At 68.9% G+C, this 13,762-nt stretch carries 15 protein-coding genes; 5 read left to right on the top strand and 10 right to left on the bottom strand.

The window, feature by feature from the left end:
- Positions 1-67 precede the first annotated feature (67 nt).
- The 3 genes from SVA_RS11650 to SVA_RS11660 all read left to right on the top strand — a co-directional run bounded on the left by SVA_RS11650 (position 68) and on the right by SVA_RS11660 (position 4,723).
- Positions 68-1,564, top strand: coding sequence for an alpha,alpha-trehalose-phosphate synthase (UDP-forming) (locus tag SVA_RS11650; RefSeq protein WP_096461383.1), 1,497 nt, complete (start codon positions 68-70; stop codon positions 1,562-1,564).
- A 142-nt stretch (positions 1,565-1,706) separates the two neighbouring features.
- Positions 1,707-3,707 (top strand): ATP-dependent helicase, encoded by a 2,001-nt coding sequence (locus SVA_RS11655; protein WP_096461384.1) that lies wholly within the window; start codon positions 1,707-1,709, stop codon positions 3,705-3,707.
- A gap of 299 nt (positions 3,708-4,006) precedes the next feature.
- Positions 4,007-4,723, top strand: a complete 717-nt coding sequence (locus SVA_RS11660) for a hypothetical protein (protein ID WP_096461385.1) — start codon at positions 4,007-4,009, stop codon at positions 4,721-4,723.
- A gap of 34 nt (positions 4,724-4,757) precedes the next feature.
- On the opposite strand, the gene xerD is transcribed toward SVA_RS11660, so the two are convergent.
- The 10 genes from xerD to SVA_RS11710 form a co-directional block, all read right to left on the bottom strand.
- Entirely contained in the window at positions 4,758-5,654 is an 897-nt protein-coding gene (gene xerD, locus SVA_RS11665) for a site-specific tyrosine recombinase XerD (protein ID WP_096461386.1), read from the bottom strand.
- Positions 5,638-6,114: a methylated-DNA--[protein]-cysteine S-methyltransferase gene (locus SVA_RS11670; protein ID WP_096461387.1), complete on the bottom strand. Its 477-nt coding sequence runs from the start codon at positions 6,112-6,114 to the stop codon at positions 5,638-5,640. The genes xerD and SVA_RS11670 overlap by 17 nt, the downstream gene beginning before the upstream one ends.
- Positions 6,084-7,751, bottom strand: coding sequence for a tetratricopeptide repeat protein (locus SVA_RS11675; RefSeq protein WP_169924065.1), 1,668 nt, complete (start codon positions 7,749-7,751; stop codon positions 6,084-6,086). Before SVA_RS11675 ends, SVA_RS11670 begins: the two co-directional genes overlap by 31 nt.
- A 137-nt stretch (positions 7,752-7,888) precedes the next feature.
- Complete coding sequence (gene rplS / locus SVA_RS11680; protein ID WP_096461389.1) at positions 7,889-8,236, bottom strand: 50S ribosomal protein L19; 348 nt, start codon at positions 8,234-8,236, stop codon at positions 7,889-7,891.
- 63 nt (positions 8,237-8,299) lie between these two features.
- Positions 8,300-9,058 carry a tRNA (guanosine(37)-N1)-methyltransferase TrmD gene (trmD, locus tag SVA_RS11685; RefSeq protein WP_096461390.1) on the bottom strand — a complete coding sequence of 253 codons (759 nt, stop codon included), beginning with the start codon at positions 9,056-9,058 and terminating at the stop codon, positions 8,300-8,302.
- Between the two features lie 10 nt (positions 9,059-9,068).
- Complete coding sequence (gene rimM, locus SVA_RS11690; RefSeq protein ID WP_420823885.1) at positions 9,069-9,584, bottom strand: ribosome maturation factor RimM; 516 nt, start codon at positions 9,582-9,584, stop codon at positions 9,069-9,071.
- Position 9,585: 1 nt separating this feature from the next.
- Complete coding sequence (rpsP, locus tag SVA_RS11695) at positions 9,586-9,831, bottom strand: 30S ribosomal protein S16 (RefSeq protein ID WP_096461392.1); 246 nt, start codon at positions 9,829-9,831, stop codon at positions 9,586-9,588.
- Between the two features lie 101 nt (positions 9,832-9,932).
- A complete protein-coding gene (locus SVA_RS11700) occupies positions 9,933-10,448 on the bottom strand; it encodes a TlpA family protein disulfide reductase (RefSeq protein WP_231971911.1) in 516 nt (171 codons plus the stop codon).
- A gap of 5 nt (positions 10,449-10,453) precedes the next feature.
- On the bottom strand, positions 10,454-10,993 hold the full coding sequence (locus SVA_RS11705; RefSeq protein ID WP_096461394.1) for a hypothetical protein: 540 nt from the start codon (positions 10,991-10,993) through the stop codon (positions 10,454-10,456).
- Entirely contained in the window at positions 10,990-11,799 is an 810-nt protein-coding gene (locus SVA_RS11710) for an MlaA family lipoprotein (protein WP_096461395.1), read from the bottom strand. Before SVA_RS11710 ends, SVA_RS11705 begins: the two co-directional genes overlap by 4 nt.
- Positions 11,800-11,942: 143 nt before the next feature.
- On the opposite strand from SVA_RS11710, the gene SVA_RS11715 reads away from it, so the two are divergent.
- Together SVA_RS11715 and SVA_RS11720 are read left to right on the top strand one after the other, a co-directional pair.
- The gene (locus SVA_RS11715; RefSeq protein ID WP_096461396.1) at positions 11,943-12,209 is read left to right on the top strand and encodes a hypothetical protein; all 267 of its coding nucleotides are present in this window, start codon (positions 11,943-11,945) and stop codon (positions 12,207-12,209) included.
- Between the two features lie 208 nt (positions 12,210-12,417).
- Complete coding sequence (locus tag SVA_RS11720; RefSeq protein ID WP_148665455.1) at positions 12,418-13,731, top strand: hypothetical protein; 1,314 nt, start codon at positions 12,418-12,420, stop codon at positions 13,729-13,731.
- Positions 13,732-13,762 lie beyond the last annotated feature (31 nt).

Below are 13,762 nucleotides of genomic sequence, written 5' to 3' on the forward strand. Positions count from 1 at the left end.
CCGTGCAATAATTCCACCCCCTTCAGGCCGAATCGACCGGTCCCGCCCGGTCGTCGAAAGGACTTGCATGCCGCTCCCAGCACGCAAAGAACGCCTGGTCGTCGTCTCCAACCGTTTGCCATTCATTCTCGCGAAGGGCGAGGACGGAGAGTGGCGGATCACGCCGGGCGCGGGCGGGCTCGTCACCGCGCTGCTCCCGGTGCTGCGCGATCGCGGCGGTGTCTGGATCGGCTGGCCCGGCGCGCACGCGAACGTGGAAGAGGTCCGCCACGCCTTCACGTCTTCGGAGGCAGGTTACACGCTCGTCCCCGTCGTGCTGACCCCCGAGGAAGTCCACAAGTTCTATCAGGGCTTTTCGAACGAGATCATCTGGCCGCTGTTTCACGACTTGCAGTCGCACTGCAACTTCGACCCCTCTTACTGGCGCGTCTACCAGGAGGTCAACCGCAAGTTCGCGCGGGCCGTGCTCGACGAAAGCCAGCCGGGGGACTTCATCTGGGTGCACGATTACCAGCTCATCAACGTGGCCGCCGAGCTGCGCGGCCGCGGTGTCAGCTCGCGCATCGGTTTCTTCCTGCACACGCCTTTCCCTTCGCTCGACATCTATCTGAAGCTGCCCTGGCGCTTCCAGCTCCTGCGGGCGCTCCTCGAGTACGACGTCATCGGCTTCCAGACCCTGCGCGACCGCCGCAACTTCATCCAGTGCGTCCGCGCCCTGGTGAAGGACGCGGGCATCCACGGCAAGGGCCAGGTGATGCTGGCGCGGATGAACGGGCGCGAGGTGCGCCTCGGCGTCTTCCCGATCAGCATCGACTACGACGCCTACGCGCGGGAGGCGGGGAGCCCGGCCATCGCCGAGAAGGGCGCGCAGCTCCGGCAGCTTCTGCCGAACCGGCAGCTCATCCTCGGCGTCGACCGGCTCGACTACACCAAGGCGATTCCCGACCGGCTCGAGGCCTTCGGCGCGGCCCTCGCCCGCTATCCCGAGCTGCATCAGCGGGTGACCCTGATCCAGGTGGTGGTCCCCAGCCGCGAGGACATCCCCCGCTACCACGAGCTGCGAACGCGGATCGAGCAAATCGTGGGACGCATCAACGGCCGGTTCACGCAGCCGGGCGGCTGGGTGCCCATCCACTACGTGTTCCAGAACCTCTCCCGCAAGGAGCTCATTGCGTACTACCGGGCGGCGCAAATCGCCCTGGTGACGCCGCTCAAGGACGGCATGAACCTCGTGGCCAAGGAGTACTGCGCCTGCTCGACCGACGAAGACTCGGTCCTCATCCTGAGCGAGTTCGCCGGCGCCGCGGCGCAGCTTCAGCACTGGGCGCTGCTGGTCAATCCCTACGACATCGAAGGCACGGCCGAAGCGATCGTGGCCGCCTTCCGCATGCCGCTCGACGAGCGCCGGTGGCGCATGCGCCGGATGCGACGCTCGATCCGCACCTACGACGTCTTCTGGTGGGTGGACGCCTTCCTGCGCGCGGCGATCGAGAAAGATCTGAGCGCCTTCCCGCTCATGGAAGACTACCTGCCTCGCGCCAACCACGAAGTGGGTCTGCGGTGAGGGCGGTTCGGCTGCGCGTCGAAAGACAATCGGCGCGTAAAAAATTCCGACGACGTCAGGATTTGTTAGGTAAAGGCAAAGCTTTGGGTTAGAATCGTCGGCCAACCATGGCGCGATTCCGCACAATAAAAGCATTGCGGCGTTGTCAGACCTGAGTCCCTCACAGAAGGCCGCAATACAGTACGTCAATGGTCCGCTCCTGGTGCTCGCCGGGGCCGGCAGCGGGAAAACCTCCCTCCTCGTTCACAAGGCCGCCTGGCTGATTCGGGAATACGGGGTTCCGCCCGACGAAATCGGGCTGCTCGCCTCCTGCGCGCGCGCCGCCCGTTTCATGCGCACGCAGCTCGCCGACCTGATTCACGGCCGCCCCGCCCAGGAAATCTTCATCTCCACCTTTCCGGCCTTCGGACTCCGGCTCGTGCAGGCCAGTCTGGAGGAATTCGGGCTGCGGCCCGGCTTCTCCGTTTACACGCCCGAGGAGAGCCGTGCTCTGCTGGCGCGCCTGATGCCCGAGGAGGGCCAAGATACGGCGCATCTCACGCGCGAGATCGAAGCGCATATCGCCCGCTTCAAGCGCGATGCGTATCTCCCGCCCGTGCCCCCGAGCGCCCACGATGCCCGGGACCGGGCAGCGCGGCTCTATGCGCAGTACGAGGAACGCCTTCAGGCCGCCAATGCCCTCGATCTCGGCGACCTGGCCCTGCGGCCGCTGCAGCTGCTCGGCCGACGACCGGGCGTCGGTCGGCTCTGGCGCGGCCGGCTGCGCTATCTGCTCGTCGACGAATACGAGGAAACGACCACCGCGCAGCACCTGCTGACGCGTCGCCTCATCGATGAGGGGGTGCTCCTCACCGCGGCGGGCGACGACGACCAGTGCGTCGGCTCGGCGCGCGGCGCCCGTCCCGAGAACCTCCTCAGGCTGCGCGAGGAGGTTCCCGCGCTCCGCCATATCCGGCTGGAACAGAACTTCCGCTCGACGGGCCGGGTACTGAAGGCCGCCCACAGCGTGATTGCGCACAACGGCGCACCCCTCTGCGAGAAACCGCTGTGGTCCGACCGGAGCTACGGCGAGCCGCTCCGCGTATACCGTGCGCCGAGCGAGGAGCACGAGGCCGAGCGCCTGGTCGCCGCCCTGCTCGCGCACAAGTCCGCGAACGGGACGGAGTTCAGGCACTACGCGATCCTTCTCTGCCACCCCTGCCAGTCCGGCCCGATCGAGCGGGCGCTTCGCCAGCGCCGCATACCATACTATATGCAGGACGCGCCGGCCTTGTTCGACCAGGTGGAAGTCCGCGACGTCCTGGCCGGTCTGCGCCTGCTCTGCAATCCGGCCGACGACGAGGCCTTCGTGCGCGTCATCAACACCCCGCGGCGCGAAGTCGACCGTGCCACCCTCGACGAGCTCGAGCGACACGCGCGCGCGACGGGCACGAACCTGCTGCGCGCGGCGCGCGATCGCGGGCTGGCTTCCCGCCTCGCGCCCGAGCACCTCTCCGCGCTGACGGCCTTCGTCACCTGGATCGCGGGACTGATCGAGCGCGTCACCGTCGACGATCCGATCGCGCTGGTCCGCGATCTGCTGAACGGACAGCGTTACGAGGAGTGGCTGCAGGATACGTGCAACGATCGGAAGATCGCCGAGGGACGCATGGAGAATGTGCTCGCGCTGATCGGCATCCTGCAGCGATTCATCCGGCGCCGGCCCGCTGCCCGTCTGCCCGAGATTTACGAGAAGCTGCGCCACGACGCGGTGCTCGGCCTGGAATCCGAAGAGCCGCCGGGAGACGCCGTCTCCCTCATGACGCTCGCCGAGGCGAAGGGCACCGAGTTCCGCCACGTCATCATTCCCGGCATGGAGGAAGGTCTCCTGCCGGGCAGCGATGAAGAGTCGATGATCCAGGCGGATCGCCGCCTGCTGTACGTCGGCATGACCCGCGCCCGCGACACGCTGAGCTTCACGCTGGCCGAGCGCCGGCGACGGGGCGGCGAAGTGGCGGCCAGGCGCCCCAGCCGGTTTCTCGCCGAGCTCCCTCAGAGCGAGATCGAGTGGGTGACGGGCGAAAGCGGCCCGGGAGCCGAGGCGAGCCTCGGTCGTGGCGGCGGATTGCCGGCGACCCTGCATCCCTTCCGGAGGGACAGCTGAGCGTCCAGGAGCCGCTTTTCGGCTGTCGGGCGGGGTCTCCGGCCGGGTTGCGCGTTCCACCCTTACGGGCGATCATTGGTTTATGGCTCGCGGGAGGCAGCCCGGCTCGGTCCCGAGGGGACATCGACACCGAGTCCACCGGTAACAGGCCGCGCGTCGAAGGGGAAATGCTACGCCGCGGCGTCTTCGTTCGTTGACCTCCCCGGCACCATAGACGATCGGACGGTGACGTTCACCGCCCCGCCGGTACCTTCCACCGGCTGGCCGTGACGCAAAAGCGGAATGCCGAAGAACAAGCGATGAAGGCCAATATCACAACGGGCGCCGATCTCTCGACGCTGCACCTCTCGCCGGAGACCTTCGAGACCGTGTACCACACGATCGCGGGGTTGCGATTCCCCATGGACGTCGCTCAGGTGCTGGAGCTGCGTTACCTGATCAATCACGGCCTGGACAGCTTTCCGGAACCCGCCGCGACGCCGGATTACCGCGAGTTCCGCGACGCCCTCCAGGGCGTCATCGACTCCATCGGCATCGAGAACAAGCGCCACGGAGAGCGGCTGCTCCGCATCCTGGTCATGATGCGGGATCTGCACTACCACTACTCGATCAAGTCGCGCGACGCGGAGGCCTCACTGCGCGCCGACATGGCGACCAACCGGCGGCAGCGCACCCAGTCGTTGCGATACGGCCTGCTGTTCGTGTCCGGCGCGATCCTCGCCGGCATGTTCTGGCTGGGCCTGCCGGCCGCCGGCTGGCCGATCAAGCTGCTCACCGCGGGGCTCGCCATTCTGTCCTGGCTCTATTTCCGCTCGCTCCCCGACCTCGACCGCGAGCTCGGGACGCTGGAGACGCGACTCAACGATTTGCGGCGCCGGCGCGTGAAATCGATACACTGGCGGCAACTGGTCCAGAAGCTCGCGCTGGTGCTCGGCTACAAGCACGACAGCAACGTCGAGGTCTTCCGGATCGATTCGGATTTCGATCTCCCGGGCCGCTCTCGCTTGCATCACTGAAACGGCGTCACCGAATCGCCGGTCACCCTCTGCTTCACCCTCGCGGATGATGACGTGCGTGCAACTCCTTGAGCCGCGCGCGAGCGACCTGCGTGTAGATCTGCGTCGTCGACAGGTCGGCGTGCCCGAGCAGCATCTGTACGACGCGCAGATCGGCGCCGTGGTTCAACAGATGGGTCGCAAAGGCATGCCGCAGTGTGTGCGGTGAGAGCGGCACCTCGATTGCGGCCCGCCGGGCATGGCGCCGGAGGTTGTGCCAGAAGGCCTGGCGGGTCATCGGCCCGCCACGCGCCGTAACGAACACCGCGTCGGTCTGACGCCGCTTCGCCAGCCGCCCGCGCGCCTCGCCCAGGTACCGGTACAGCCAGGCGACCGCCTCCTCTCCGAGCGGCACCAGGCGCTCCTTGTCGCCCTTGCCGATGACGCGCACGAGCCCCTGATTGAGGCTCACCTGCGATAGCGCGAGACCGACCAGCTCGGAGACACGCAGCCCGGTCGCGTACAGCACCTCGAGCATCGCGCGGTCCCGCAGGCCGTTGGCCGTGCCCGTGTCCGGCGACCCGAGCAACCGCTCGACCTGCTCCTCGCTCAGCGACTTCGGCAGCGAGCGCGGCAGCTTCGGGGAGTCGAGGAGCGCGGTGGGATCGACCTGCAGTCGTCCGTCGCGCAGCAGCCAGCGGTACAGGCGCCGCAGGGACGAGAGCAGGCGCGCCGCGGTGCGGGGTTTCGCGTGGGCGGCCTGGCGGTGGGCCAGATAGGCACGCAGGTCTTCCCGGGTGGCCGTGGCCAGACTCGCACCCCGCGCTGCCAGAAACCGGCCGGCCCCGGCGAGGTCGCTGCGGTAGGCGGCGAGCGTCTGGTTGCTCAGCCCCTCCTCGATCCAGAGGGCGTCGCAGAAGCGGTCGATCAGCGCGTTATCGTCTTCGCTCATGCGCGAGCAGGCACTCCTTGATCCGCATCGCCGGGCCGGAGCGACGGCCCATGAAGCCGCCCAGCCCCGCCTCGCTGACCACCCGATGGCACGGCACGACGATGGGCACCGGGTTCGCACGGCAGGCGCCGCCCACGGCGCGCGGCGAGCTTCGGAGGCGGCGCGCGAGCTCGCCGTAGCTCGCGGTCCGGCCGCTCGGAATCCGCCGCAGCAGGCCCCAGACACGCCGCTGGAACGGCGTGCCGTCCAGCGCGAGCGGTACCTTTGGCGTGTGGGTCGGATCGGCGAAGTAGCGTCCGAGCTCCGCGCAGACGGCGCGCACCACGGGATCGCGAGACCTCCGCAGGCGTGCGCGCGCGGGGAGGAAACCGATGTCGACGACGCGCCCCTCGCGGAGGCGTACGCCGACGCGCCCGAAGGGCGCCGGTACTACGGCGTCGTAGCCTTCCCGGTGAGCCATAGCTGTTGCATCTGCTGCTCGATCGCCGCGCGACGGGCGGGATCGGTCGTCTGTGTCAGCAGGGCCGCGTAGATCGAGCGCGCGTCCGAGACGAGGCGGGCGCGTACCAGCGCCTCGGCGGCACGAAAGCGGGCCGCCTGACCCCACGGGTCGGACGGAGAGGCACCCCCGTGCGTCGCCGAGCGCAGGTAGTACTCGGCCGCCTCGGCATGACGTCCGCGCGCGGTCAGGGAGTCGGCCTGCCAATAGAGCAGTTCGCGGCGCATCCGTGGATTATCCACGCGTTTGTAGACGGCCTCCATGAGGACCAGCGCCTCCTGGTGCAGCTCAAGCGCCTGCAGGTCGAACACGACCTGCAGGTACGCGCCGGCGAAGCCCTCGTCGATCCCCGGCCCGTCGAGCAGACCGCTCAGCAGCACGAGCGCCTCGTGCCGGTAACCGGCGTAGAGCAGCACGCGCGCGCGCCGCAGGTTCCAGCGCGAAGCGGCATCGCCGGAAGGCGGCGGCAGCCCGTCCATGAGCGCGACCGCGTGCTTGAAATCGCCGCGCGCGAGCGCGGCGTCGAGCAGACGCTGACGGACCGCGGCCGGCAGCGTGGCTTGCATCGAAGGCGGGTAAAGCGCATCGAGCGTCGCCGGAAGACCGGCCGCCAGGAGGGATTCCGCGAGACCGACCTGCGCCGCCTCCCGCGCCGTGTCGACCCCGGCGGTTTGGGCGGCGAACGCATAGAGGGCGCGCGCATAATGGCCGTCCTCCGTGGCGTACGCCTCGGCCTGGGCCAGCCAGGCGCTCGCGTCGTCCTGGCTCAGTCCGGCGCCGCGCCCCACCGCCTGCGCGAGCCGCCCGTACGCCGCCCAGAGATCGTCGGCCGATGCGGCGAGATACGCGTGGCCCCCGGCGCCGGGGAGCGCCAACGCCTGCTCCAGGGAACCGATCTCGCGCACCAGCTGCCCGGCGCGGCGCGCAGCTTCGGCGCGCAACGTCCAGGCCGCGCGCCGCAGCGACGGTGCGGTTTCCTTCGCCTGGGCGAGGCGCTGCGCGTCCGCCAGCACCTCGCCCGGCGGACGGGTCTTGGCCCGCAGCGCGGCCGTCAGCGCGAGCAGTCGGCCCTCCGCCGATCCGAGCGCCGAGGCGCGCGCGAGCGCGGCCCGAGGTCGGCCTTCCCGGAGGTCGATCTCGGCCCGCAGACGCTGGATGTCCTCGGAGGCCCCGTCTGCGCCGGCACGATCGAGCAGCGACCGCGCCTCCTGCAGCCGACCGCGGTCGAGCGCGAGCGCCGCGAGCCGGGCGAGCGCTTCGCGTTGTTCGTCCGGGTTCTCCTCGATCACTTGCTGGAGGATCCGGTGCGCGCCCTCGGCGTCGCCGGCCTCGATCTTCGCTTCGGCCAGCAGTCCGAGCGCGTAGCGCCGCAACGCCGGAGATGCCGATGCGGGGAGCGCCGCAAGGCGCGCGGCGATCCCGTCGACGTCGTTCAATGAACGGTGGATCTGCAGCCGACGGCGTTCGTGGTCCTCCCAGCGGGATTCGCCGGGAACGGGCGGGGGTGCGGGCGAGTCCTGGAGCAGACGCAACGCGAGCTCGGGCGCGCCGGCCGCGACGATGGCATCGACGCGCTCGAGCACCGGATCGCCGGCCACCGCGGGGCCGCCGGGAAGAAGGAAAACGGAAAGGAGAAGGGAACGAAGCGCCGACGGATGGAACGCCCGGCGAGGCTTGAGCGCGCGATTCGGCACGCGCCCAAGCTTAACCCATCCGGCTGGCTGCCGGCACGGGGTCAGACTTTTTCGCGAATACGAGCGGCCTTGCCGGCCAGGCCGCGGAGGTAATAGAGCTTCGCGCGGCGCACGTCGCCGCGGCGCTTCACCTCGATCTTGGCGATGGACGGGCTGTAAAGCGGGAATACGCGCTCGACGCCCTCGCCGTAGGAGACCTTGCGGACGGTGAACGAGGAGTTGAAACCGCGGTTGCGCCGCGCGATCACCATGCCCTCGAAGGCCTGCAGGCGCTCGCGCTCCCCTTCCTGGACACGGATCGAAACGGTGACCGTGTCGCCAGGGGCGAACTCCGGCACCTTCTTGTCGTTCATCTGCCGCGCTTCGATGTCTTGCAGGATCTTGCTCATGGGTTTACTCCCCGTTTTCAGACTGGATCCGCCGCGGCGGATCTCCCGTAACCGTTTCCGTCTCTATCGCCCTTCCGTCTCGTGCCGGCGCCACTCGCTCTGAAACTCCTCGAGCAGGCGCCGGCTCTCCCCGTCCAGCACCGCCTGCGCCAGCAGGTCCGGACGCCTCAGCCAGGTCCGCCCCAGAGCCTGCTTCAGGCGCCACCGCCGGATGCGCTCGTGGTCGCCCGACAGCAGCACCTCCGGCACCGCGCGACCTTCGTACACCTCGGGCCGCGTATAGTGCGGGCAATCGAGCAGCCCGGTCGCGAACGAGTCCTGCTCCGCCGAGTCCTCGTCGCCGAGCGACCCGGGCAGCTGGCGCGCGATCGCATCGATCATCGCCATCGCCGCGACCTCGCCGCCCGAGATCACGAAGTCGCCGATGGACCACTCCTCGTCCACCGCGGTCTCGAGCAACCGCTCGTCCACGCCCTCGTAGCGTCCCGCCACGAGGATCACCCGATCGCGCGCCGCGAGCTCGACCACGCCCGCGTGATCGAGCCGCCGCCCCTGTGGCGACAGGTACAGCACCCGCGTCGCGCGCGGGTCGTCCGATCGCGCCGCCGCGATCGCCCGGGCGAGCGGCTCGGGCCGCATCACCATCCCCGGTCCGCCCCCGTAGGGCCGGTCGTCCACCGAGCGATGCTTGTCCTCGGTGTAGTCGCGCGGGTTCCAGACCCGCAGCGTCAGTATTCCGTTCCGGATCGCGCGGCCGGTAATCCCGAAACCGGCCACGGCGTCGAACATCGGCGGGAAGATGCTGACGACGTCGATCCGCATGCCGCCCGACCTAGTCCTCGACATCCCAATCGACGACGATCACACCCTCATCGAGCGCGACCCGCTGGACCACGGGCTTGGCGAACGGGATGAGACGCTCGCGTTCGCCGCGCAGCACCATGACGTCGTTCGCGCCGGTCTCGAAGAGATGGCTCACCGTCCCGAGCTCATGTCCCTCGAGATTCACCACCCGGAGCCCTTCGAGGTCGGCCCAGTAGTACTCGCTGGCCGCTGTCTGCGGGAGCCGTGCACGCTCGACCGCCACTTCCGCGCCGATGAGACCGGCGGCCTGCTCGCGATCGATGCAGCCCGCGAGCCGCGCGACAATGCCCTTGCCGTGGATCCGTCCTTCCTCGACCTCGCGTGCCTCCCACCGCCCGTCGCGCTCGATCAGCCACGGGCTGTAATCCAGAATGGCTTCACGCGGGCGGGTATGGGAGTGGACCCTGACCCAGCCCCGCACCCCGTACACTCCGACGATGCGGCCGACCGCGATGCGACGGGCCGGTCCGCTCGACACGGAGATCTCAGGCGTTGCCGGCCCGCTTGAGGAGATCGGCGACCCGCTCGCTCGGCTGCGCGCCCTGCTTGAGCCAGTACTGCACCCGCTCCATGTCGAGCCGAAGGCGCTCCTCGTTCGCGGCCGCCCGCGGATTGAAGAAACCGACCGACTCGATGGGCTTGCCCTGCGCCGCACGGCGCCGGTCGGCGACCACGATCCGGTAGAACGGCTTCTTGTTCGCGCCGCCTCGTGCCAGGCGTATCGTAACCATCAGGATTTTTCCTCTTCGAACGGCTGGCCCGCGTCGGGCCGGCCGGATAAAGCGCGGCATTCTAACCGGTTGTCCCGACGAAACAAAGGGCCGAGAAGGGGCTAGCAGGCCGGAATGCGGGCCAGTAAGCGCGCGTATGCCGGACTGTCCCAGGGGCGCCCGCCCAAGGCGATCCAGCGGAGCCGGCCCCCGGGATCGACGAAGAAGCTTGCGGGCAGCCCCCGCGGCTGCCAGCGCTCCGTCGCGGACCCGTCTCTGTCGAGCAGGCTCGGGAGGTCCGGGGCCACCGCCCCCAGGAAGGCGAACGCCTCCTCCTCGGTCTCCGCCGTGTTGACGAGAACCAGGGCGATGTCCTTGCCGAAACCGGCGGCCGCGCGGGCGAGCGCGGGCATCTCGCGCCGGCAGGGGGCGCACCAGCTGGCCCAGAAGTGGACCATGACCCACCGCCCTCGAAAGGCCTTGAGGTCGACCGTGCGCCCGTCGAGGTCCGGGAGCCGGAGACCCGGGGCCGGCCGGCCATCGAGGGCGATCAGCCCGGGCGGCGCGGCGGTCGGACAGGCACCCGACCAGACCGGGCCGGCCCAGATCCCGAGGAGGACCCACCCGATGCGAAGCATGCGGCTCACCGTTCGCTTCCCTCGCAGCTCAGACCCGGGACCTGGAAGACGATATCGCGGCCTTTCTTCGCCTCGCCCGTCGCCAGGCGCGCGGTCAGGGTGAAGGTATCGGGGGTCGGAACGACGGTGAGGTTTCCTCCCACCGGCTCGGCAGGATGCAAGTCGCGGGTCTCGGGCAGGAGGGTCCAGCCGAACGTGGAGCGTTGCGGCGCCGGAAGACGAAGCTCCTCCCAACGCGCGTGCCAGTCGTTGCGCGAGATGCGCGCGACCGGCGTACCGTCTGCCTTGCGCAGTCGCCAGCGATCCAGCTCGAGCCAGACGCGACCGCGGCCCTCGTTGACGAGGGTGACGGTGAAGAAACAGGCGCGGGAAAGCTCACGGATCGCCGCCGGCGGAAAGCCGCGCGCCTCGTAGAACGCCGCCATCTGCGCGGGCGTCCGCGCGACGATCGCGTAGCGCAATCCGTCCTTTTCGCCTCCGACCCGTGCCTCCGCCGCCGACGCAAGGACGGCGGCAAGTCCGAGCGCGAGGCGACCGGGCGTCACGACCCGCCGTTCGGCGGCGCGGGCGGCTGCTCCTCCTCGAAGAGGATCGCGGGATCGACCGCGGTCGGCGCCGCCCCGTCGGCGACCAGGTTGCGCCGGCGCTGCAGGTAGGCCTCGCGCACGAACACGTACGGATCCTCGCCGGCCGCCTGATCGAGAATGTCGCCCGCGTCGAGCAGGCGAGCGCGGGTGTCGACCGCCTCGAGCGCGTAGAGCTTGTAGGCGGTGCTCTGCTCCTCCATGTACGTGACGGGATGCGCGTAGTAATAAGGTATGAGCCCGAACCCGTCCCGGAAGTTGCTGGGCCCGAGAAAGGGCAGGACCAGGTACGGCCCTTCCCCCACGCCCCATACGCCGAAGGTCTGACCGAAGTCCTCGTTGTGGCGCTCGAGCCCGAAGCGCGTGGCGACGTCGAACAGTCCGAAGAGCCCTAACGTGGTGTTCGTTGCGAACCGGCCGAGATCCGAGCCGGCGTCGCTCCATTTTCCCTGCAGGGCGCTGTTCAGCGCGACGAGGGGCTCGGTCAGGTTGGCGAAAAAGTTCGAGACACCGCGGCGGACGGGCGCGGGCATCACCGCCCGATAACCCTTGGCCACCGGCTTCAGCAGGTAGCGGTCGAACTTGTCGTTGAAGGTGTACATCGCCCGGTTGAACGGCTCGAGCGGATCGGCGTTCTCGGGGGCATCGTAGGAAGCGGGTGCGTCCCCGTCGCGCGCCGTCGTGGCGCATCCGGGAAGCAACGCGAAGAGCAGAACCAGGCATGCCAGACCGCGGCCGAGCCCGTTGTTGGTGTGTTGTTGTCGCATGTCTCGGCGGCGGATGCAGGGACCGCCGCAAGGCTAAAGGATCGCCGCTCGCCATGTAAAGGGCTTTTCCGGTCGAGTCCCGATGCCGCAGGCTTCGCCGCGTGACTATATTAAGGAGTGAACCCTCATGCGAAGGTGACGCCATGCGTCCTCACAGCGCCTCGTCCACACGGTATCCGACGCCTCGGGAGATCGGCGTCACGATCCCCCCGCATCTCCTGCCCGAGCGCTTTTGTGCGGGATTCGAGCACGGCCTGAAAGGCGGCCAACTCGATCACGTCGAATACTTCCGCCGGTCCTTTCGTCTGGGCTTTCGCACTGCAAAGCTCTATCTGCGGGAGATCCGGCGTCGCCGCGGGGTGATCGAGCTCCCGCGCCGCCGAATGCGCCTTACCGCACGCTGGGAGTGACGCTGTCCGCAAGCGAAGGCCACGGCGCCGTCGATCGCGCGCTCCACGCGCGATGCCCGGTCGGCGCAATGAGCCGGCGATGACGACGGCAGCAGCCGCCCGCCCGTAACCGGATCACGGCGCCGCGTGCGCTCTTGTCTTGCCGCTGAGCGGTCGATTGCCTATTCTCAGCCCATAACGTCACAGGGTCACCAACGGTTTCCAGTCGATGAGAATCGGGAGGGCGGTACTCACGGCCGTCCTTGCGGTGGCCGCGGGCTATGGGGCCGCGAAGGGTTACGTCTACTACAAGACCCGCGCGGTGGTGGAACGTGCGATCGAGCTCGCCGCAATCCTGGGGGAGATCGAGTACGGAACCATCAGTTCGACACTCCATACCGGCACGGTGCAGGTCGAACGCCTGACCTTCGAGGCAACGGGCGTGCCCGACACCGTGACCATCCGCACGCTGTCGCTGAGCACCGGCAACTTCATGGGTCTGTTGAACCTGGCCCGGCAGTCCGGCGGCAAGGAGCCGCCCGCGGCGTTGAGCGTACGTTTCGATGACCTGAACGTCGCCACCGACGGCGCTCTTCTGCGGCTCGCCGATCGCTTGTCGCAGACCGCCGCCGCCTCGGCCGGCGTGCCGCAAACGAACCCGAATTGCGGCCATCAACCCACCGAGGGGTTTGCCATCCTCTCCCGTCTGGGCTACGAGGCGCTCACGGCCGACGGCGAGATCAGCTACCGACTCGATCGCGCCTCCGGCAACCTGGTCCTCGACACCGGCTTCGAAGTGGACGACATGGTGCGGGTGAAGACACGCATGGTCCTCGCCGCCGGCAACGGCATCCCGGATTTCTCCGGACCTCCCGCACTGAAGGAGCTCGACCTGCGCTACAAGGACCTCGGATACAAGGATCGCCTGAGACGGTTTTGCACGCAGGCGGCAAAGATCGGCGACGCCGCGTACGTGCAGGCGGAGCTCGATTACGGCATGTTCAGCCGCCAGTTTGGTATCGTGCCGGGCCCCGGCCTGCGCGAGGCTTACCGCAACTTCCTCGAGACGCCGAACGCGGAGTGGCACGTGGTGCTCAGGCCCAACGAGGGTTTCGATCCGCGCGGGATCAGTTTGTATCGGCCCGAGGACGTGCTCTGGCAGCTGAACGCGGCGCTCGCCGTCAACGACAGGGCGATCGAGGATCTCAGTTTCCGGTACGGAGAGCCGCCACCCGTGCGCCCGGCTCCGGAACCGCCGAGGGAAATCGCCGCGCCAGCGAGCCCGCTGCGGGCGCCGTCCGGTCCCCCCGTGCGCATCGACCGACCGCCAACCGAACAACCGTACCGAACCATCCCGGTCGGCGAGCTCGGGCGCTATCTCCATCACTACGTGCGCTTGCAGGAGCCCGGCCGGCAACCTCGCGAAGGCGTACTCACCGACGTCACGGGCGGCGTCGCGCTGGTGGAGCGCCGTTACGACACGGGCAAGATCACCGTCAAGGTTCCTCTCCGGCGAATCGCGCAGGCCGAAGTGCGGCGCTGACGCAGGCAGGCGCGCCGGCGCTTGCCCCCTC

The organism is Sulfurifustis variabilis, from assembly GCF_002355415.1.
Lineage (GTDB): Bacteria > Pseudomonadota > Gammaproteobacteria > Acidiferrobacterales > Sulfurifustaceae > Sulfurifustis > Sulfurifustis variabilis.